Annotated in this window: 13 protein-coding genes and 1 tRNA gene; 6 read left to right on the top strand and 8 right to left on the bottom strand. The window is 73.8% G+C overall.

From position 1 onward, the window contains the following. Positions 1-182 precede the first annotated feature (182 nt). The 3 genes from EPD83_RS05970 to EPD83_RS05980 form a co-directional block, all read right to left on the bottom strand. Positions 183-920, bottom strand: coding sequence for a succinate dehydrogenase/fumarate reductase iron-sulfur subunit (locus EPD83_RS05970; protein ID WP_128366074.1), 738 nt, complete (start codon positions 918-920; stop codon positions 183-185). Between the two features lie 68 nt (positions 921-988). Continuing rightward, positions 989-2,992: a fumarate reductase/succinate dehydrogenase flavoprotein subunit gene (locus EPD83_RS05975; RefSeq protein ID WP_128366073.1), complete on the bottom strand. Its 2,004-nt coding sequence runs from the start codon at positions 2,990-2,992 to the stop codon at positions 989-991. 11 nt (positions 2,993-3,003) lie between these two features. Further along, the gene (locus tag EPD83_RS05980) at positions 3,004-3,708 is read right to left on the bottom strand and encodes a succinate dehydrogenase cytochrome b subunit (RefSeq protein ID WP_128366072.1); all 705 of its coding nucleotides are present in this window, start codon (positions 3,706-3,708) and stop codon (positions 3,004-3,006) included. A 152-nt stretch (positions 3,709-3,860) separates the two neighbouring features. Here EPD83_RS05980 and EPD83_RS05985 point away from each other — a divergent pair, with 152 nt between their 5' ends. After that, positions 3,861-5,300 carry a hemolysin family protein gene (locus tag EPD83_RS05985; protein WP_128366071.1) on the top strand — a complete coding sequence of 480 codons (1,440 nt, stop codon included), beginning with the start codon at positions 3,861-3,863 and terminating at the stop codon, positions 5,298-5,300. Beyond that, positions 5,300-6,325 carry a CNNM domain-containing protein gene (locus tag EPD83_RS05990; protein ID WP_128366070.1) on the top strand — a complete coding sequence of 342 codons (1,026 nt, stop codon included), beginning with the start codon at positions 5,300-5,302 and terminating at the stop codon, positions 6,323-6,325. The genes EPD83_RS05985 and EPD83_RS05990 overlap by 1 nt, the downstream gene beginning before the upstream one ends. A 111-nt stretch (positions 6,326-6,436) precedes the next feature. Here EPD83_RS05990 and EPD83_RS05995 read toward each other — a convergent pair whose 3' ends face one another. The 3 genes from EPD83_RS05995 to rsmI all read right to left on the bottom strand — a co-directional run bounded on the left by EPD83_RS05995 (position 6,437) and on the right by rsmI (position 10,080). Then, entirely contained in the window at positions 6,437-7,987 is a 1,551-nt protein-coding gene (locus EPD83_RS05995; protein ID WP_165566340.1) for a M28 family metallopeptidase, read from the bottom strand. 140 nt (positions 7,988-8,127) lie between these two features. After that, on the bottom strand, positions 8,128-9,171 hold the full coding sequence (locus EPD83_RS06000; RefSeq protein ID WP_165566341.1) for a S66 family peptidase: 1,044 nt from the start codon (positions 9,169-9,171) through the stop codon (positions 8,128-8,130). A 78-nt stretch (positions 9,172-9,249) separates the two neighbouring features. Further along, positions 9,250-10,080 (bottom strand): 16S rRNA (cytidine(1402)-2'-O)-methyltransferase, encoded by an 831-nt coding sequence (gene rsmI / locus EPD83_RS06005; protein WP_128368428.1) that lies wholly within the window; start codon positions 10,078-10,080, stop codon positions 9,250-9,252. Between the two features lie 56 nt (positions 10,081-10,136). Here rsmI and EPD83_RS06010 point away from each other — a divergent pair, with 56 nt between their 5' ends. The 3 genes from EPD83_RS06010 to EPD83_RS06020 all read left to right on the top strand — a co-directional run bounded on the left by EPD83_RS06010 (position 10,137) and on the right by EPD83_RS06020 (position 16,515). Next, complete coding sequence (locus EPD83_RS06010) at positions 10,137-11,696, top strand: dolichyl-phosphate-mannose--protein mannosyltransferase (protein WP_128368405.1); 1,560 nt, start codon at positions 10,137-10,139, stop codon at positions 11,694-11,696. Between the two features lie 61 nt (positions 11,697-11,757). Continuing rightward, the gene (locus EPD83_RS06015; RefSeq protein ID WP_165566342.1) at positions 11,758-15,315 is read left to right on the top strand and encodes a TM0106 family RecB-like putative nuclease; all 3,558 of its coding nucleotides are present in this window, start codon (positions 11,758-11,760) and stop codon (positions 15,313-15,315) included. Between the two features lie 111 nt (positions 15,316-15,426). Further along, a complete protein-coding gene (locus tag EPD83_RS06020) occupies positions 15,427-16,515 on the top strand; it encodes a hypothetical protein (RefSeq protein WP_165566343.1) in 1,089 nt (362 codons plus the stop codon). 1,007 nt (positions 16,516-17,522) lie between these two features. Here the strand turns inward: EPD83_RS06020 and EPD83_RS06025 are convergent. Continuing rightward, positions 17,523-17,595: transfer RNA gene (locus EPD83_RS06025), tRNA-Ala, on the bottom strand. Between the two features lie 254 nt (positions 17,596-17,849). On the opposite strand from EPD83_RS06025, the gene EPD83_RS06030 reads away from it, so the two are divergent. Next, positions 17,850-19,160 (top strand): AI-2E family transporter, encoded by a 1,311-nt coding sequence (locus EPD83_RS06030; protein WP_165566344.1) that lies wholly within the window; start codon positions 17,850-17,852, stop codon positions 19,158-19,160. Positions 19,161-19,467: 307 nt separating this feature from the next. On the opposite strand, the gene EPD83_RS06035 is transcribed toward EPD83_RS06030, so the two are convergent. Continuing rightward, on the bottom strand, positions 19,468-20,583 hold the full coding sequence (locus EPD83_RS06035) for a hypothetical protein (protein WP_128368228.1): 1,116 nt from the start codon (positions 20,581-20,583) through the stop codon (positions 19,468-19,470).

Here is a 20,583-nt window from a genome sequence, read left to right on the forward strand (position 1 = left end):
GTACGCCGCCCGCCCGTCCGAGCTTTCTCGCCTGATCCCGGAAGGTTGGGGTTCGCGCACCTTCGGAGGGTGCGCGAACCCGAAGGTTCCGGGATCAGGCGAGAAAGTGGAGGCGGGGTGAGGGTCGGAGTGGGGTGGGGGTTGGAGCGGGGGGTGAGGGTCGGAGCGAAGCGGGGTGGGGGTCAGCCGCGCAGGGAGGTGCGCAGGTCCTTGTTGAGCGTGGAGATGACGTCCTGCGGGATGCCCTTGGGGCAGGCGCGCGAGCAGGCGCCGACGTTCGTGCAGCCGCCGAAGCCCTCGGCGTCGTGCTGGTCGACCATGGACAGCACGCGCGCCGACCGCTCGGGCTGGCCCTGCGGCAGCTCGGACAGGTGCGTGACCTTGGCGCCCATGAAGAGCATCGCCGAGGCGTTGGGGCAGGCGGCGACGCAGGCCCCGCAGCCGATGCACTCGGCCGCCATGAACGCCCGGTCGGCGTTGGGCTTCGGCACCGGCGCCGCGTTGGCCTCGGGGGCCGCGCCGGTGTTGACCGAGATGTAGCCGCCGGCCTGGATGATCCGGTCGAAGGAGCTGCGGTCGACGACGAGGTCCTTGATGACCGGGAACGCGTTGGCCCGCCACGGCTCGATGGTGATGACCTCGCCGTCGGAGAAGCTGCGCATGTGCAGCTGGCAGGTCGTCGTGCGCTCCGGGCCGTGCGCCTCGCCGGAGATCATGAGGCCGCACATGCCGCAGATGCCCTCGCGGCAGTCGCTGTCGAACGCCACCGGCTCCTCGCCCTTGGCGATGAGCTCCTCGTTGAGGACGTCGAGCATCTCGAGGAAGCTCATGTCCTCGGAGATGTCCTGGACCTTGTACGTCGTCAGCTCGCCGGTGTGGCGCGGGCCGGCCTGTCGCCAGATCTTCAGCGTGAGGTTCATCCGAATGCTTTCCGTCTCGTGACCCCGTGGGTGCCACGGGGGTGCACGGGGGGCGGGCCCCCCGCGGGTTACTTGTAGCTGCGCTGCTTGAGCTCGATGGCCTCGTAGACGAGGTCCTCCTTGTGCAGCACCGGGGTGCCGACCTCGCCGAACACGCCGTCCTCGCTCCCGCCGAACTCCCAGGCGGCGACGTAGGCGTACTCGTCGTCGTGGCGCAGCGCCTCGCCGTCCTCGGTCTGGGACTCCCCGCGGAAGTGCCCGCCGCAGGACTCGCGACGGTGCAGGGCGTCGATGCACATGAGCTCGCCGAGCTCGAGGAAGTCGGCCACCCGGCCGGCCTTCTCCAGGCTCTGGTTGAGGGTGTCGCCGGCGCCGAGGACGCGCACGTTGCGCCAGAACTCGTCGCGCAGGCCGCGGATGAGGTCGATGGCCTTGAGCAGGCCCTCCTCCGTGCGCTCCATGCCGCAGTACTCCCACATGACGTGGCCGAGCTCACGGTGGAAGGAGTCGACGCTGCGCTCGCCGTTCACCGACAGCAGCCGCTGGGTGCGCTCCTCGACCGAGCGGCGCGCCTCGACGACGGCGGGGTGGTCCTCGGCCAGCGGCTCGTACGGGCCCTTGGCCAGGTAGTCGCGGATCGTGTTCGGCAGGACGAAGTAGCCGTCGGCCAGGCCCTGCATGAGGGCCGAGGCGCCGAGGCGGTTCGCTCCGTGGTCGCTGAAGTTCGCCTCGCCGGTGACGAAGAGCCCGGGGATCGTCGACTGCAGGTCGTAGTCGACCCACAGGCCGCCCATGACGTAGTGCACGGCGGGGTAGATCCGCATCGGGACCTTGTACGGGTTCTCCCCCGTGATCCGCTCGTACATGTCGAAGAGGTTCCCGTACTTCTCGCGCACGGTCGCCTCGCCCATCCGCTCGATGGCGTCGGCGAAGTCGAGGTAGACCCCGCGCCGGAAGTCGCCGACCATCGGGCCGACGCCGCGACCCTCGTCGCACACGTACTTGGCCTGCCGAGAGGCGATGTCGCGGGGGACGAGGTTGCCGAAGGAGGGGTAGATCCGCTCCAGGTAGTAGTCGCGGTCCTCCTCGGCGATGTCGCGCGGGTCCTTGTCGCAGTCGTCCTTGTCCTTGGGCACCCAGATGCGACCGTCGTTGCGGAGCGACTCCGACATGAGGGTCAGCTTCGACTGGTGCTCGCCGGAGACCGGGATGCACGTCGGGTGGATCTGGGTGTAGCAGGGGTTGGCCATGTAGGCGCCCTGCCGGTGCGCCCGCCAGGACGCGGTGACGTTGGAGCCCATCGCGTTGGTCGAGAGGAAGAAGACGTTGCCGTACCCGCCGGAGGCGAGGACGACGGCGTCGGCCAGGTGGGTCTCGATCTCGCCGGAGACGAGGTCGCGCACGATGATGCCCCGGGCCCGGCCGTCGGCGACGACGAGCTCGAGCATCTCGTGCCGCGCGTACTGGGTGACGGTGCCGGCCGCGACCTGCCGCTCGAGGGCCTGGTAGGCGCCGATGAGCAACTGCTGGCCGGTCTGACCGCGGGCGTAGAAGGTGCGCGAGACCTGGACGCCGCCGAAGGACCGGTTGTCGAGCAGGCCGCCGTAGTCGCGGGCGAAGGGCACGCCCTGCGCGACGCACTGGTCGATGATGTTCGCGCTGACCTCGGCCAGGCGGTAGACGTTGGTCTCGCGGGAGCGGTAGTCCCCGCCCTTCACGGTGTCGTAGAAGAGGCGGTAGACCGAGTCGCCGTCCTCCTTGTAGTTCTTCGCCGCGTTGATGCCGCCCTGCGCCGCGATGGAGTGCGCGCGCCGCGGGGAGTCCTGGAAGCAGAAGGACTTGACGTTGTACCCGGCCTCGCCGAGGGTCGCCGCGGCCGAGCCGCCGGCGAGCCCGGTGCCGACGATGATGACGTCGAGCTTGCGGCGGTTGGCGGGGTTGACGAGCGAGGCGTCGAAGCGGCGCTGGGTCCACTTCTTGTCGATGGGGCCGGCGGGCGCCTTGGTGTCGGCGATGGGCTCGCCGTCGGTGTAGAGGCCGTGGGCGATGCCGGCGTTGACGGTGTCGGTCATGGGTCAGTGCCTCACTTGATCAGGCCGAAGAGGATCGCGAGCGGCGGGATGAGGAAGCCGACGACGATGACGGCGGCCAGGGCGTGGCCGGTCATCTTCGAGCGGCGGTAGGCGCCCGCGCTGCCGGTCAGCCCCAGGGTCTGCGACGCGCTGAACACCCCGTGCGAGAGGTGAAACGCGAGCGCGACGAGGGCGGCGACGTAGATGAGCGTCAGCCACCACACCTGGAAGCTGGCCACGAGAAGCTCGTAGGGGTTCTGGGTGATGTTCGGGCCCTGCTTGTCGGGGTTCACCGAGATCTTGAGGATCGTGAACTCGAGCAGGTGCCACACGACGAAGAGGAGGATGAAGGTGCCACCCCAGCGCATCCACGCGGTGCGCGCGGCGGTCTTGACGGCCGCGTACTTCGTGCGTCGCGCGTTGCCGGCCCGGCTCCACAGCGTGTACGCGGCGTAGGCGTGGCCGACGAGGCTGAGCAGGAGGACGACGCGGACGATCCAGAGCAGACCGCCGTACGGGAGGATCGGCTCGCCGAAGGTGCGCAGGTGCTCGGCGTAGGTGTTGAACGCCTCCTCGCCCTGCAGCGCCTTGAGGTTGCCGTACATGTGGAGCAGGACGTACAGGACGAACACGATGCCGGTCCCCGCCATGAGGATCTTGAGGCCGATCGTGGTCCGTCGTGCCGTCGCGACGCGCGAGGAGGTAACTGTGGCCACGGAACTGAACCCTAGTCCCCGCCTCCGACGGGATCGAGGGGTGTCGAACGCTCCGGCGGTGTGACATTCGCCCGGTCCGCGCCCCGGCGGCGGCCGTGTCCGGTCCGCGGCCCGCCGCCGGCGGCTCCCGCCCCACCAGGGAGGATGTCCGCATGGACGTGGTCACCGGCATCCTGCTGCCCCTGATCGGGGGCCTCCTCGTCATCGCCGCCATCATCGCGGCCAACGGCTACTTCGTCGCCCAGGAGTTCAGCTACATGGCCGTCGACCGGTCCGGCCTGCGGGCCCGGGCCGAGGGCGGCGACGAGGCCGCGCGGCGCACCCTGCGCATCACCGAGCGCACCTCGTTCATGCTCTCCGGAGCCCAGCTCGGGATCACCGTCACCGGCCTGCTCGTCGGGTACGTCGCGCAGCCGCTCGTCGGCACGGCCATCGGGCGGATCCTCGGCGGCGTCGGGGTGCCGGACGCCCTCGGCGTGACGATCGGCACCGTCGGCATCCTCGTCCTCGCCACCTTCGTCCAGATGCTCTTCGGCGAGCTCTTCCCGAAGAACCTCGCCATCGCCCGCCCCTACGACGTCGCCGCCCGGCTCTCGCGCTCGACGGCCGTGTACATGCGGGTCATGGGCTGGGCCATCCGCTTCTTCGACGCCTCGTCCAACGCGCTGCTCAAGGTCCTGCGCATCGAGCCGGTGCACGACGTCGAGCACTCCGCGAACGTCCACGACCTCCAGCGCATCGTCACGATCTCGCAGGAGACCGGCGACCTGCCGGAGGAGCTCGGGCTCGTCCTGGACCGGATGCTCGACTTCCCGCAGCGGCACGTCGCGCACGCCATCGTGCCCCGGTCGCGGGTCGCGGTCGTCCAGCACGACGAGCCGGTCTCGCAGGTGCTGACGCGGATGGAGGGCGGGCACTCCCGCTACCCGGTGCTCGACGGCGACGGCGACGTCGTCGGGGTGGTCCACGTCGCGGAGGTGCTGCGCGCGCACCGCGAGGGGCAGGCCGGGCGCGAGGTGCGCGAGATCGCCCGGCCGCCGACCGTCGTCCCCACCCTCATGACCCTCCCGCGGGCCCTGGAGGAGATGTCCGGCTCCAGCGACCAGCTGTGCTGCGTCATCGACGAGTGGGGCGGCTTCGTCGGCATCGTCACCGTCGAGGACCTCGTGGAGGAGGTCGTCGGCGAGATCACCGACGAGCACGACGTCGACGAGGAGCCGCACCTCGTGCCCGGCGACACCGCCGGCCGCTGGTCGGTCCGCGGCGACGCGCCGCTGGACGAGGTGGAGCGCGAGATCGGGGTCACCCTCCCGCGCGGCGACGCCCAGACGGTGGCCGGCATGGCCATCGCCGCCCGGGGCGCGCTGCCCGACGTCGACGAGGCGGTCGACGTGCGGCTGCCCCCCGACCCCGTGGAGCTCGCCCACGACGACGCCCCCCCGGAGCGCGTGCTGCGGCTCACCGTGCTCGAGCGGGCGCGCCACGTCCCGACCTGGCTGCGCCTCGAGCTCGTCGGTCCGGAAGGGCTGGACGCCGGCGACCTCGACGGTCCCGTCGACCCGGTGGTCGCCGACCCGGCGGAGGTGTCGTGATGTCGGGCTGGGTCGCCCTCCCCGTCACCGTGGCCATCATCGCGGCCAGCGCGTTCTTCGTCGCCGTCGAGTTCGCCGTCATCGCCTCGCGCCGCACCCGGCTGGAGGCCGCGGCGACGACGAGCCGGGCGGCGCGCGCGGCGCTGCGCAGCGCGTCGGAGGTCTCGGTGCTGCTCGCGGGCTCCCAGCTGGGGATCACCGCGTGCACCCTGGCCCTCGGCGCCGTGTCCGAGCCCGCGCTCGAGCACGCCCTCGAGCCGCTCGTCGAGGCCCTCGGGCTGCCGCCGGGCGTCGCCTACGTCGTGTCCTTCGCCCTGGCCCTGGTCGTCGTCACCTTCCTCCACCTCGTCGTCGGGGAGATGGCGCCGAAGTCCTGGGCGATCTCGCACCCCGAGCGCTCGGCGATGATGTTCGCCGTCCCCATGCGCGCGTTCATGGCGGTCTTCCGGCCGGTGCTCGTCCTCCTCAACGACGCCGCCAACGGCCTGGTCCGGCGGGTGGGGGTCGAGCCGGTCGACGAGGTCGCCGTCGAGCAGAGCCCCGCGGACCTGCGTCAGCTCGTCCTGCACTCCGCGGAGGCCGGCGACCTCGACGCCGGGTCCTCCGAGCAGCTGACCAGCGCGCTGGAGACCGCCGAGCTCACCGTTGACGAGGTCGTCGGGGACGGTCCGCTCGTGCGGGTGGGGTCCGGCGCCACCGTCGGCGAGGTGCAGTCGCTCTCGCTGGAGTCCGGCCACCTGCGGGTGCTCGTCGGGGACGAGGACGCGCCGTCCGGCGTCGTCCATGTCCGCGACACCCTCACCGCCGACCCGGGGTCGCCGATCGAGCCGTTCGTGCGCGACCTGGCCCGGGTCCGCGGCGACCTCACCGTCCTCGACGCCATCCAGGAGCTGCGCTCCGCGGGCTCGCAGATCGCCCTCGTCCGGTCGAAGGACGCGGCCCGGGTCGTCACCATCGCGGACCTGCTGGCCCGGGTCATGCCGGCCAGCGCCCCCGCCGAGCAGACCCCGTCGGCGCAGGCCTGACGCCCGGGGCCCCGCCGGACACGGCCGCGCCGGCCCGCCCCCGCGAGGGGACGGACCGGCGCGTCGTGCGGAGCGGACGTGGCCCGTGAGGGCCGTGCCCGCCGAGCGGGCTCAGCTCTCCGAGAGGTGCTCGTGCTCGTCGTGCAGGCCGCCCTGGCGACCGTCGGAGGCCATGCCGGCCGTCGTCGGCTGCACCGGCGCGAAGTTCGGCTTGCCGGCGACGCCGTTGACGTCGCTGGTGTTCATGCCGTACTGGAGCACCGCGAAGGCGATGGCGTCGGAGTTGACGTCCAGCGCGGTGTCGTTGTTGTTCGCGTAGGTGTCGCAGGGCTGGTGGTAGCACGGGTCGTACTGCGCACCGGCCGTGCCGCCCCAGATCTGCGCCTCCTCGGGGGTCTTGATGCCCTCGGCGCCGGTGAACAGGCCACCGGAGGGGATGCCGGCCGCGATGAACGGCCCGTAGTCGGAGCGGCCGCTGAAGTCGGTGCCCTTGAACGGGATGCCGCGCTGGCTGTAGAACGCCTCGAACGTCTTCTCGATGCGGGCCGAGCCGTCCGGCCCCGGACCCGCGCCGACCCCGTCGGAGTCGTCGCCGTCGTAGACGAAGAAGACGTGGTTGGGCGAGCCCACCATGTCGAAGTTGAGGTAGAGGGCGATGCGGTCGCGGGCGGCCTCGTCCAGGCTTGCCACGTAGCGGGTCGAGCCGACCAGGCCCGACTCCTCGGCGCCCCACCAGGCGAACCGGATCTTGTTGACCGGCTTGACCTTGGCCATCTGGACCGCCGTCTCCAGCAGGGCGGCGGTACCCGAGCCGTTGTCGTTGATCCCCGGCCCCGCGTTGACCGAGTCCAGGTGGGCGCCGGCCATGACGACGTTGTCGGCGTTCCCGCCGGCGGTCTCGGCGAGGACGTTGTAGGTCGTGGCCTCGCCGCGGAAGGTGTCGGTCTTGACCCGCAGGACGAGACCCGCGGTGCCGGCGAGCCGCTGCCCGACGTCCTGGGTCACGGAGACGACCGGCAGGTCGAGCGCGAAGGACTCCGAGAGCGTCCCGTTGAGGACGCCGGCCTGGTTGTTGTAGATGACGACGGCGCTCGCGCCGGCGGCGGCGGCGTTCGTCGCCTTGGCCGCGAAGGTGCAGCCGCCGCGGCTGATGAGCGCGATGTTCCCGGCGGGGAAGCCGGCGAAGTCGGCGGCCTCGCAGCCGGGCGTGGCGTCCGCGGGCGGCGGGGTGAGGGCGGTGACCGACGCGGTGACGTCGCCGCTGCCGGAGTAGCTCATGATCGACACCGGGACCGGCCCGGTGGGAGCCGGCGAGACCTGCTCGAGGACCGTGGCCGACAGGGTGATGAAGGTGTTGTACGTGAAGGACTGGACGGTGGGCGAGTACCCGGCCTTCTCCAGCGTGGAGCGCACGTACTCGACGGACTCGTCGTAGCCCGGGCTGCCCGACACCCGCGTGTCGTTGTTGGCGTCCGCGATGGCCTGGAGGGCCGCCTGGTGGGCGCGCACGCCCTCGAGGGTCACGCACTCGGCGAGCTTGGCGTGGGTGTTGTTCGTGCGCGACGAGCACGCGTCCGGGCCGGCCACGGCGCTGGGGCCGAGCGTGGCGGCCAGGGCACCGGCGGCGACGACGGCGCCGGCACGCAGGAGGGTACGGGGCATGGATGTCTCCCTGGAGGGTGTGAGGGGGCTCCCCTGGCTCGGGGGGTGCCGTGACGGTAGCCTCCGGCGGCGGCCGCTGAGAACCACCTGAGAGTCAAGAATCTGCCAAGACTCGGTCAAGAACGCCCGGGCCGAGCGGGTCAGGAGTAGTCGGCCCAGAGCCGGCGCTGCTGCCCGTCGACGGTGACGGACCCGCCGTAGGGCAGGACCCACTGCGGCCGGGTGTGCCCGAACGGCGGCCCGACGAGGACGACGGCCTCCGGGTTGTAGCGGTGCACCACCTCGATCGCGGTGTCCCGCTGGGCGTCGCGGTGTGCTCGTCGCTGCGCGGCGGTGGGCCGCCGGGCGAAGTCCGAGGCCGGTGGCCGGGCGACGAGGACGGCGTCGACCGCCTCGAGCAGTCCGCGTTCGCCGAGCGAGCGGACGATGTACCCGAACTCCGGCGCGGGGATGAGCTCCTCCGAGGCCTCGAGGAGGAGGACCCCGCCGGCGAGGACGGACGGGTCGGCGGGGAACCGGCCGGCGGTGAGGACCCACTGGACGACCTCGACGCACCCGCCCCAGGTGCGCCCGGTGACGACGCGGGCGGGCCCGGCCCAGGTCCACGGCTCGGTCGGCTCGCGCTCACCGCACTCGGTGAGCGCCCGCGGGTCCTTCCAGTCGAGCCCGATGTCCTCGGACTCCCCCGGCTCGGTCACCTCGAGCCGCTCGCCGGTGAGCAGCGCGGCGCGCAGGGAGGCGGCGTGCACCGGGTCCACGTGCGGTCCGGGACCGAGGTGCACCTGGGTCGACCCGCCGTAGAAGCCGGCGACGCCGTGGGTCCAGAGCCAGGACAGGACGTTGGTGTTGTCGCTGTACCCGACGAACGGCTTGGGGTCACGCCGCGGGAGCTCCGGGTCGAGGTGCGGCACGACCGTGATCTGGTCCTCCCCGCCGATCGTCGCGAGGACGGCCCGGACCGCCGGGTCACCGAACGCCGCGTTCAGGTCGGCCGCCCGGTCCCGCGGCGACGCGCCGAGGCGCCGGGTCGTCGGGTACTCGACGGGGACGAGCCCGGTCACCTCGCGCAGGCGGTGCATCGCCTGCTCGTGGACCTCCGGCCCCTCGCCGGGCGCGGCGAACGACGGCGAGAGGACGGCGACCCGGTCCCCCGGCCGGGCCTTGGCGGGCGCGACGATCTCCATGCGCCCGACGGTACGCAGCGGGCGCGGCGCCGTCATCCCGCGCCGCGGTCGGCGCCGGTGAGCCGCGGTGAGCCGCGGTCAGCCGCGGGCGGCGACGGCGGCGTCGTACAGCGCCTTCTTCGACAGGCCGGTGCGGCCCGCGACCTCCCCGCAGACGTCCTTGAGCCGCTCGCCGGCGGCGACGCGCGCCCGGACCTCGGGCAGCACGTCCTCGACGGTGGCGGCGGGCCCGGTGGCCCCGGCGACGACGACGGTGACCTCACCGCGGGCGTGCTCCTCCGCCCACGCGGCGAGGTCGGCAAGCCCGCCGCGGCGGACCTCCTCGTAGGTCTTGGTCAGCTCGCGGCACACGGCGGCGGGACGGTCGGCGCCGAACGCCGCGGCCATCGAGCCCAGCGCCCGCGCGAGCCGGTGCGGCGCCTCGAAGAAGACCATGGTGCGCCGCTCGTCGGCCAGCCCGGCCAGGGCCCGCTCGCGCTCGCCCTCCTTGCGCGGCAGGAAACCCTCGAAGCAGAACCGGTCGACCGGCAGCCCCGACACCGCGAGCGCGGTGAGCACCGCCGACGGCCCGGGCACGCCGGTGACCCGCAGCCCGGCCTCGACGGCGGCGGCGACGAGCCGGTAGCCGGGGTCGGAGACCGAGGGCATCCCGGCGTCGGTGACGACGAGCACCCGGGCGCCGCCGCGCAGCTCGTCGACGAGGTCGGCGGCGCGTGCGGACTCGTTGTGCTCGTGGAAGGACAGCACCCGGCCGGCCGGGGTGACGCCCAGCTCGGCGCACAGGCGGCGCAGGCGACGGGTGTCCTCCGCGGCCACGACGTCGGCGGTGCCGAGCTCGTCGACGAGGCGCGGCGAGGCGTCCCGCGGGTCGCCGATCGGGGTCGCCGCCAGCACGAGGACGCCGCTCATGCGCCGATCCTCGCACGCTGCCGGGAACCCCGAGGAGGGCCACCTACGATGTGCCGGTGACCCGGACGGACGAGCTGCGCGCCCGCCTGCTGGGGCACCGCCCGACCGACGTGCTGTGGGGGTGGCTCGGGCCCGGGCTCATCGCGCTCGTCGGCGGCCTCCTGCGGTTCTGGGACCTCGGGCGGCCGCAGGCGCTCGTCTTCGACGAGACGTACTACGTCAAGCAGGGCTACTCGATGATCCGCTACGGCGTCGAGATGCACACCCTGCGGTCGCTGAAGACGCCGGACGTCCCCTTCGCGCAGGGCACGCCGGACGTGTTCTCCTCCACCGAGGGCGACTACGTCGTGCACCCACCGGTCGGCAAGTGGGTCATCGGGGCCGGCGAGTGGGTCATCGGCGCCGACAACGGCTGGGGCTGGCGGTTCTCCGTGGCGCTGGTCGGCACGCTGTCGATCCTCGTCGTGGGCCGGGTGGCGCGGCGGATGTTCGGGTCGACGGCGCTCGGCTGCGTCGCCTCGTTCCTCCTGGCCTTCGAGGGCCTGCACTTCGTCATGTCCCGCACCGGCATCCTCGACATCATCGTCATGTTCTTCGCGCTGTGCGCGTTCGCCGCGCTGCTCATCGACCGCGACCGGAGCCGCGCGACCCTCGCCGCGAAGGTCGGGGCCCTCGGCCGGGGCGAGTGGCCCGAGGGGGTCGGGCCGTGGCTCGGCCCGCGGCCGTGGCGGTGGGTGGCGGGCGTGTCGCTCGGGCTGTGCACCGGGACGAAGATCTCCGGCCTGTTCTTCCTCGCCGCCTTCGGGCTCCTCACGGTGTGGTGGGACCTCGGCGCCCGCCGGGCCGCCGGGGTGCGGCACTGGCTGCGGGGCACGGCGGTGCTCGACGCCCCGTTCGCCGTCGTCCAGACGGTCCTCACCGCCGCCGGGGTCTACCTCGTGTCCTGGACCGGTTGGTTCCTCTCCGACACGGGCTACAACCGGCAGTGGGCGCAGGACAACCCCGGGGAGGGCGTGCAGTGGCTGCCGCCGGCGCTGCGCAGCCTCGTCGACTACCACCGCCAGCAGTTCGGCTTCAACACCACCCTCGCCGAGCCGCACCCGTACATGTCGAACCCGTGGTCCTGGCTCGTCCAGACCCGGCCGACGTCGTTCTACTACGAGAGCCCGACGCAGGGGGTCGACGGCTGCACGGTGGCCCAGTGCTCCCAGGCCATCAACCCGATCGGCACCGTGACCATGTGGTGGGTCGGCGTGCTCGCGCTGCTCGTCGTCCTGTGGTGGTGGGTGGTGCGGCGCGACTGGCGGGCCGGGGCGATCGTCGCGGGGATGGTCGGCGGCTACCTGCCGTGGTTCGCGTTCCAGGGCCGCACGATCTTCACCTTCTACGCCGTGGCCTTCGAGCCCTGGGTCGTGCTCGCCGTGACGATGGCGGTGGGGCTGTTCGTCGGGCAGCGCGCGGCCGACCCCGCCCGCTGGCGGGTGCGCGTCCTCGTCGTCGGCGGCTACCTGCTGCTCACCCTCGCCGTGTTCGCCTTCTTCCACCCGGTCTACGTCGCCGACACCATCCCCTACGACCACTGGCGCTGGCGGATGTGGTTCCCGAGCTGGATCTGAGGGGGCCGCGGGCCCGAGTCGCCTCCCCGGGGCTGTCGGGGGCCGCGCGTACGGTCGAGCCATGATCCTCCTCGACGGACGCGTCGTCGCCAGCGCCAGCGACCTGCGCACGGCCGCGGCGTGCGAGTTCGCGCTCGTCGCCGGGCTCGACGTGCGGCTGGGCCGGCGTGCCGGGGACGCCGAGGACGAGGACCCGATGCTCGCGCGCGTCGCGCAGCTGGGCGACGAGCACGAGCAGGCCGAGCTGCGGCGTCTCCACGGCGTCCACCCCGGCGGCATCGTCCAGTTCCCTCGTCCGGATTACACCGACGCGGCCCTGCGCGAGGCCATGGCGGCGACGGTCACGGCCACGTCCGACCCCGGCGTCCGGGTGCTCACCCAGGCGACCGTCTACGACGGCGGCTTCGTCGGCCACGCCGACTTCCTCGAGCGCACGGCGGACGGCTGGCTCGTCAGCGACACCAAGCTCGCGCGGTCGGCGAACGTCGCCGCGCTGCTGCAGGTCGGCGCCTACGCGGCGCTGCTCGCCGGGGCCGGCGTGCCGGTGGCGCCCGTCGCCCGGCTCGTCCTCGGCGGCGGCGACGTGGAGGACGTCGCCCTCGGCGACGTCCTGCCGGTCTACCGGGCCCGGCGCGCGCGTCTCGAGACGCTGCTGGGTGAGCACCTGGCCGACGACGCCCCCGCCCGCTGGGGCGACGCGCGCTGGCTGGCCTGCGGCCGCTGCCCGGTCTGCGACACCGAGGTCGAGGCCGCCCGCGACCTCCTGCTCGTCGCCGGCATGCGCGGGCCCACCCGGCGGCGGCTGATGGACGAGGGCGTGACGACGATCGACGCGCTCGCCCGCAGCGAGGGCCCGGTGCCCGACGTGCGGTCGGCCACGCTGGAGCGGCTGCGCGCGCAGGCCCGGCTGCAGCTGGCGCAGGAGGCCGACCCCGGGGCCGGGGTGCGGCACGAGGTCGTGGACGAGGACGCCCTGCGCCGGCTGCCGCCGCCGAGCCCGGGCGACGTGTTCTTCGACTTCGAGGGCGACCCGCTGTGGCGCGAGCGCGGGTCCTCGGACTGGGGGCTGGAGTACCTCTTCGGGATGGTCGAGGTCGACACCGGCGAGCCGGAGTTCCGTGCCTTCTGGGCCCATGACCGGCGGGCGGAGCGGCAGGCGCTCGTCGACTTCGTCGACCACGTCCACGAGCGCCGGCGTCGCTGGCCGGACCTGCACGTCTACCACTACGCGCCCTACGAGCCCGCTGCCCTACTGCGGCTGGCCGCCCGCCACGGCACCTACGAGGACGAGGTCGACCAGCTGCTGCGCGACGGCGTGCTCGTCGACCTGTACGCGACGGTCCGCTCGGGGGTGCGGGTGTCGCAGCGCTCGTACTCGATCAAGAAGCTCGAGCCCCTCTACATGCCGGCCCGGGAGGAGGACGTCCAGGGCGGCGCCGAGAGCATCGTCGCCTACCACGAGTACGAGCAGGCGCTGCTCGAGGGGCGAACGGCCGAGGCGGAGACGCGGCTGCAGGACATCGCCGACTACAACGAGAAGGACTGCGAGTCGACGTGGCTGCTGCGCGAGTGGCTGCTCGGCCTGCGGACCGACGACGCCGGCGACCCGCCGCCCCCCGTCCTGGAGGAGGCCGCCGAGCTGCGGGTGAGCGAGGCCCGGCAGGCCGCGCTCGAGCTCGAGGCCGCGGTCCGGGCCCTCGTCCCCGACGTCCCGCCCGCCGACCGGTCCGACGTCGACCACGCGGTCGCGCTCGTCGCCGCCGCCGTCCTCTTCCACGCCCGCGAGGACAAGCCCAGGTGGCAGGAGCACTTCGAGCGGCTGCGGCTGCCCACGTCGGAGTGGCGCGCCGCCGACGGGGTCTTCCTCGTCGAGCGCACCGAGGTCGTCGGCGACTGGGCGAAGCCGCCGCGGGCCCGCAAGGCCCGGCGCCTGGTCCGGCTGCACGGCGAGCCGTTGCGCAACGCACCGCTGCCGGTCGGGGCCCGGGTCTCGGCGGTCTACGCCGTCCCGGCCCCCGACGGCATGACCGCCGAGCTGCTACACGCCAACGCCAAGAGCCCCGCCGGCGTCACCGTGCTCGAGACCGAGGAGGTGCGGGCCCCCAACGGGCGGCTGCACCAGACCCTCCTCGTCGAGGAGCTCCAGCCCGGCCCCGTCGGGCACGCGGTCGGGCCGGTGGCCCTGGTCCCCAACGACTCCGTCTCCTCCGCCACCATCGACGCCGCCCTCGCCGAGGTCGCTGCCGTCGTCCGTGACACCGGGCAGGTTCCCGTGGGCGCGGGTACCGACCTGCTGCTCCGCCGGCCCCCACGGCTGCGCGGCGGCGCGGCGCTGCCCTCGGTCCCCCCGGGGCCGGGCGGGTCGGTCGAGGCGGTGACCGAGGCACTGCGCGGGATGGACGACTCCTACGTCGCGGTGCAGGGCCCGCCCGGGACCGGCAAGACGTACGTCGGCGCGCACGTCGTCGCCCGGCTCGTGGCGGCCGGCTGGGCGGTCGGGGTGTGCGCGCAGAGCCACGCCGCCGTCGAGAACGTCCTCGACGCCGTCGTGCGGGCCGGAGTCGGCCGGTCGCAGGTCGGCAAGGCGCCGAAGCACGCGGCCTCCCCGGCGTGGACCGCGCTGGACTCGGCCGACGGGCTCGCGAGGTTCGCCGCGGAGCACCGTTCCGCCGGACGCGGATACGTGATCGGCGGCAGCGCGTGGGACCTCACCAGACCGTCGCGGGTCGAACGCGGCCAGCTCGACCTGCTCGTCGTCGACGAGGCCGGCCAGTTCTCGCTGGCCAAGACGCTCGCGGTGTCGGTGGCGTCCCGGAGGCTGCTGCTGCTCGGCGACCCGCAGCAGCTGCCGCAGGTCATCACGGGCACGCACGCCGAACCCATCGACACCGCCGCCCTGGCCTGGCTGGCCGGCGGCGAGTCGGTGCTGCCCGCCCGGTTCGGCTACTTCCTCGACACGACGTGGCGGATGCACCCGGCGCTCACCGCCGTCGTGTCCGACCTCGCCTACGACGGTCGCCTCACCTCGCGCGAGGAGCGCACCGCGGCCCGCACCCTGGAGGGCGTCGAGCCCGGGCTCCACGTCCGGATGGTCGACCACCGGGACAACTCGACGCACTCGCTCGAGGAGGCCCAGGAGGTGCTCGCGCTCGTCCGCGACCTCCTCGGCCGCCGGTGGGAGGACCCGGCCGAGATGGACGCCGACGGCCGTCCGGTCGGGCCGCGGCCGCTCGCCGAGGACGACCTCGTCGTCATCACCCCCTACAACCACCAGGCGGCCGCGATCCGGGCGCTGCTCGACGAGGCCGGTCACGAGCGGGTGCCGGTGGGCACCGTCGACAAGTTCCAGGGCCAGGAGGCCGCGGTCGCCATCGTGTCGATGGCCGCCTCCTCGCACTCCGACGTCTCGCGCGGCATGGGCTTCCTGCTGGACCGGCACCGCCTCAACGTCGCGATCTCGCGCGGGCAGCACTCGGCCTTCGTCGTGCGCTCGCGGGTGCTCACCGACTTCTCGCCACGCACCCCGCGCGAGCTCGTCGCGCTCGGCTCGTTCCTGCGCCTGGGCGACGCCGCCGTGAGCGTCGGGAGCGCACCGGTGGGGCTGCCGGTGCCGGGGTGACCTGGGCGGACTCGGCCGTTCGGCCATAAGCCGCACCGTCCGGGCGACAGCGGCCTCCGGTGGCGGACATTCTCTCCTCCATCACTTCCTTCTCGCCGGAGGTCCCCTGTCGTGAGCCTGAGCCGTGTCGGCGCTGCCCTGACCAGCGCCGCAGTCGTCCTTCTCGGTGGCGGAGTCGCTGCCGTCGCCTCGTCCGCCCCCACCTCGTTCGTCCTCGCCGGCGAGGACGTCCCGAGCGCGAGCCCGTCGCCCGGGAGTACCTGCTCCACGGAGTCCGACGACTCGGATGAGGGCACCGACACCTCGACCGGGTCGGCCGAGGGCTCCGAGAAGTCCGCACCCGAGGAGACCGCGACCGCGGACGAGCAGGGCACCGACGGCTCCGACGACCAGGGCACGGAGGACTCCGACGACACCGACTCCGACGACCAGGGCACCGAGTGCTCGGACGACGAGGGGACCGAGGACGGCCAAGGGTCCGAGGACACCCCGGGCACGGAGAGCTCCCAGGGCACCGAGGACTCCGACGACCAGGGCACCGAGGACTCCGACGACCAGGGCACCGAGGACTCCGACGACCAGGACGGTGAGGACTCCGAGCAGGGCGGCGGCGTCGGCCCCGACGCTGCCGGTCCGGCCCACAAGGGTCTGTGCAACGCCTGGGCGCACGTCCAGCAGTCCCAGGGTCAGGCCGCCGAGAAGTCCACGGCCTTCCGCAACCTCCAGGAGGTCGGCTGCGACGACGTCGCCGCCACCGACGAGGGCGCCGAGACCGAGGACTCGGCGGAGGACGCCACCGCGAAGGCGGAGCGCAAGGCGGCGAAGAAGGCCGCCAAGGCCGAGCGCAAGGCCGCCCGCGACGCCGCCAAGGCCGAGAAGAAGGCCGCCAAGGCCGAGCGCAAGGCCGCCCGCGACGCTGCCAAGACCGCGAAGAAGTCCGACCGCACGTCCACCGCGACGCCGCCGAGCTCGAGCAGCACCCAGCCCGCGCCGTCGACGGGCACCACGACCACCTGGTCCGGCCCCGGCAAGGGCGGCTCGGGCAACGGCGGCTCCGGCGCCAAGAGCACCGGCAAGGGCAGCTCGGGGGCCAAGAGCACCGGCAACGGCGGCTCGGGCGCCAAGGGCACCGGTGGCGGCAAGAGCACCGGTGGCGGCAAGAGCAAGGGCGGCAACGGCAAGGGTCGCGGCAAGCACTGACCCGGGCCGGGGCGCCCCGCGGCGCCCCACCCCCAGAACGTCCCGCCGGAGGATGCGACCGGCTGGGACGCGTCCCGGCCGGACAGTGAGCCGTCCGGCCGGGACGTCAAGACTCACGCATGACGAGGGCCCGCGGTGCTTCGGCACCGCGGGCCCCTCGCCGTCCCCGACCTTCTCCGCCCCCGCCCCCACCCCCACCCGTGCTCACTTTCTCGCCTGATCCCGGAAGCTTCAGGTCCGCACCACCTCCGTCCCCCGGCGAACCCGAACGTTCCGCAGCCAACCCCCGCCGACCCGTGCTCACTTTCTCGCCTGATCCCGGAAGCTTCAGGTCCGCACCACCTCCGTTCCCCGGCGAACCCGAACGTTCCGCAGCCAACCCCCGCCGACCCGTGCCCACTTTTCTCGCCTGATCCCGCAACCTTGAGGTCCGCACCACCACCGTTCCCCGGCGAACCCGAACGTTCCGGCGCTGACCGGCGCCGGGCCGTGCTCACATTCTCGCCTGATCCCGCAAGCTTCAGGTCCGCACCACCTCCGTTCCCCGGCGAACCCGAACGTTCCGGCGCCGGCCCGTGCCCACTTCCTCGCCTGATCCCGGAAGCTTCAGGTCCGCACCACCTCCGTTCCCCGGCGAACCCGAACGTTCCGCTGCCGACCAGCGCCGACCCGTGCCCACTTCCTCGCCTGATCCCGCAACCTTCAGGTCCGCACCACCTCCGTTCCCTGGCGAACCCGAACGTTCCGCTGCCGACCAGCGCCGACCCGTGCCCACTTCCTCGCCTGATCCCGCAACCTTCAGGTCCGCACCACCTCCGTTCCCCGGCGAACCCGAACGTTCCGGTACCGACCGGCTCCGGCCCCCGCCTGACCTGCCCCGGGAAGCCACTGCGTGACCGCCCCGCTCGGTCCGGGCCCATCACGTCCGTCGTCCGAGGTCGCGAAAGTTCCAGCAAACGGCGGAGGGCCCGGACACGTTGACGTGTCCGGGCCCTCTGGCATTTCGGTGGAGCTGAGGGGATTCGAACCCCTGACCTTCTCATTGCGAACGAGACGCGCTACCAACTGCGCCACAGCCCCGAGTGCGGGAGACACATTAACACCAGCGGGGTACCCCTCCCGAATCCGCCCGTCGTCCACGCCCGCTCCGGTCGCCAGGCCTCCGCGGCCGTCCCGCGACGCTCCGCCGGGCAGCGCCGAGCCGCCCGCACCGGGACGACGACCGCCCGCGTCCCGGGCCGCCGCGCGACCTCCGCGACCCGGCGAGTGCCCAGGTCAGCGGCCTGCGGGACGGCGCTGGCCCGTCTGTCGTCGCGACGCCCTAGAGTCGCGGCATGCGACTCCCGTTCTCCCGTGGCCCGCAGGCCCGTCCGTCCCCCGCGGACCTGCCCACGTCGCTGCCGGGCGACCCCGGGGTGACGCCCCTGGCCGAGGGCGACGCGCGCCGGCCCGCCGAGTGGTCGGTGCCCCGCGGCGTGCGCACGGCCAGCGAGTGGGCCTGGCGCACCGTCGTCATCGCCCTCGTCCTCGTCGGGGTGCTGCGCCTCACGGCCCTGCTGTCCGAGGTCGTCATCCCCGTCGTCGTCGCGCTGCTCCTCTCCGCGCTGCTGCACCCGCTCTACGACCGGCTCGTGCGCGTCATGCCCAAGGGCGCCGCGGCGGGCATCACCGTCGTCGGCACCATCGCCGTCGTCACCGGGCTCATCTCCTTCGTCGGCTCGCAGCTGACGAGCCAGCTCGGCGACATCACCCAGCGCGTCACGGACGGCATCGACCAGATCCGGCAGTGGATGCAGGACAGTTTCGGCATCACCGACACCCAGATCACCGACTACGTGGCCCGCGCCCAGGACGCCGTGAGCTCCGGGAACGTCACCGACTCGCTGACCTCCGCGGGGCTGACCTTCGGCCACCTCGTCGCGGGGTTCTTCCTCGCCCTGTTCACGCTGTTCTTCTTCCTCAAGGACGGTCCGACGATCTGGGCCTGGGTGGTGCGGCTGTTCCCGCGCGGCGCCCGCGCCAAGACCCACTCCTCGGGCCTCATCGCCTGGGGCCAGCTCGCGGCCTTCACCCGGGCGACGATCTTCGTCGCCCTCGCCGACGCCATCGGCATCGGCGTCGGGGCCGCGATCCTCGGGGTGCCGTTCGCCTCCGGCATCGCGCTGCTCGTGTTCTTCGGCGCCTTCATCCCGATCGTCGGCGCCGCGGTGTCCGGCGGCGTCGCCGTGCTCCTCGCGCTCGTCGCGCTGGGCCCGGTCAAGGCGCTCATCATGCTCGGCGTCGTCATCGGCGTGCAGCAGCTCGAGAGCCACCTGCTCCAGCCCCTGCTCATCGGCCGGGCCATGAGCCTGCACCCGCTGGCTGTCATCCTCGGCATCGCCGCCGGCATCATCCTCGCCGGCATCATCGGCGGTCTCATCGCCGTCCCCACGGTGGCGGTGCTCAACGCGGTGGGCCACCACCTGCTGGACTCCCCCGACGGACTCGGCGCGCGGGACGTCGACAACCCGACGGTGGCCGACGTCCTCGGTGAGGAGCACGCCGCCGCGGCCCACAGCGAGGCGGTGCAGGACACCGACGAGGCGCCGCTCGTCCCGGAGGTCCCGGGTCAGGCCGAGCCGGGCGGGACCCGCTCCGACTCCTGACCGGCAACGCGCCCCATCGGCGGAACCGTCCGCCGATGCGCCCGGCTCCCGACGCGCCCGCGTCGCGTGAGCCACCCGTCGACCTGCCCCGGTGGACGACGCGCCCCAACGACGGCGCAGCCATTGCCCGAGGTTCGATCCGGCCCCCTCGGTGAGGGCCTCCGCCGGTTCACCGTGCAGCCGGTCGCACCTGGCAGGCGCCGACGGAACGGTCGCCCACACGTGACCGGGTCCGGGGCGGCCGCTGCTCGGCGAGGTCGTCGACCAGCGCGCCACCACGGACGGGTGCGACCACCCGCGGGTGGGCTCAGGCGCCCGCGGCGCGCCGCTCGTCGAGGTCGTCCTCGTGGGCGCGGGCCGGCGGCTGCACCGGGGCCGGCTCGGGCGTGACATCGGCGGGGGCAACCTCGGGCCGCTCCGCCTTGGCCTTCATCGTGTACGTCGGCCGGGGCACGGGCACGGGGTCCCAGGTGAGGGGGATGTCGTCCTCGTCGACGAGGTGGACGTACTCGAGCACGGGCTGCGGGGCCGGCGCCACCGGCGGTGCGGCCTGCGGCTCCGGGGTCGACGCGTGCGCGGCGACGACCTCGGGCGCGTCACCGTGGACCCGGACGTCCGTGCCGGCCGGGGTCGCCGCGACGGGGGCGTCGGTCCCGGCCGCCACGGTCACGGGGGCGGCCTGCTCGGCCGCGCGGGCGGGACCGTCCTGGCCGGCGGCGCGAGCACCGGTGACGGCGCGGGCGCCCGCGACGGACGCGGACCGCGCGGCGGCGGGCCGCACGGACGGGGCGGCACCGGCGCGGGCCGGGACGACGGGAGCGGCGGCGCGGCGGCGCGTCTCCTGCGCGGCCCGACGACGACGCGCCGCCCGGGCCGCCTGCTCGGCGCGGACACCGGAGCGGAGCCACACGAACGACGCCGCGAGGACGGCGAGGCCCACGAGCGGAGCCCAAGAGGGGGCGCGGCCCAGTCCGGCGAGCCCGCCGGAGACGAGTGAGCCGAGGAGCGCGAGGAGGAGCACGAGGGCGCGCACGCGGGCCGCGGGGCGGACGCGCGCCGCCGGCCGGGCCAGGGGTCGCCGGGCCGGGGCGGTGCGCGGGGTCTCGATGACCGGGGCCGGCGTGGGGTCGGTGACCTCCCGGCCCTCACCCGGCGCGGTGCGCTCGGCGGGCACGGCGCGCTTGACGACGACCTGCGGGCGGGTGGACCGGGCGGGGTGGACCGACCAGGACCGGGGGGCCGGGTCGGAGAGGTCGGTGCGCGGAATCGGGCTGCGCCGCTCCAGGACCCGCATGGCCGCCGTGAACTGCTCGACGGAGCGGGCGGTGGCCAGGTGGTCGCGCCGACGGATCCAGTACTGCACGAAGTAGGCAGCCCAGACCCCGAGGAGGACCAAGAAGATCAGGCTCGACGGGGACTGCAC

The sequence above is a fragment of the Phycicoccus flavus genome (assembly GCF_004025965.2).
Classification (GTDB): domain Bacteria; phylum Actinomycetota; class Actinomycetes; order Actinomycetales; family Dermatophilaceae; genus Phycicoccus; species Phycicoccus flavus.

Bases quoted from the DNA above. Each gene is read 5' to 3' on its own strand.
- rsmI (WP_128368428.1), bottom strand. From the start codon at position 10,080: ATGAGCGGCGTCCTCGTGCTGGCGGCGACCCCGATCGGCGACCCGCGG.
- EPD83_RS05985 (WP_128366071.1), top strand. From the start codon at position 3,861: ATGGACGTGGTCACCGGCATCCTGCTGCCCCTGATCGGGGGCCTCCTC.
- EPD83_RS05975 (WP_128366073.1), bottom strand. From the start codon at position 2,992: ATGACCGACACCGTCAACGCCGGCATCGCCCACGGCCTCTACACCGAC.
- EPD83_RS05990 (WP_128366070.1), top strand. From the start codon at position 5,300: ATGTCGGGCTGGGTCGCCCTCCCCGTCACCGTGGCCATCATCGCGGCC.
- EPD83_RS05995 (WP_165566340.1), bottom strand. From the start codon at position 7,987: ATGCCCCGTACCCTCCTGCGTGCCGGCGCCGTCGTCGCCGCCGGTGCC.
- EPD83_RS05970 (WP_128366074.1), bottom strand. From the start codon at position 920: ATGAACCTCACGCTGAAGATCTGGCGACAGGCCGGCCCGCGCCACACC.
- EPD83_RS06030 (WP_165566344.1), top strand. From the start codon at position 17,850: ATGCGACTCCCGTTCTCCCGTGGCCCGCAGGCCCGTCCGTCCCCCGCG.
- EPD83_RS06000 (WP_165566341.1), bottom strand. From the start codon at position 9,171: ATGGAGATCGTCGCGCCCGCCAAGGCCCGGCCGGGGGACCGGGTCGCC.
- EPD83_RS06015 (WP_165566342.1), top strand. From the start codon at position 11,758: ATGATCCTCCTCGACGGACGCGTCGTCGCCAGCGCCAGCGACCTGCGC.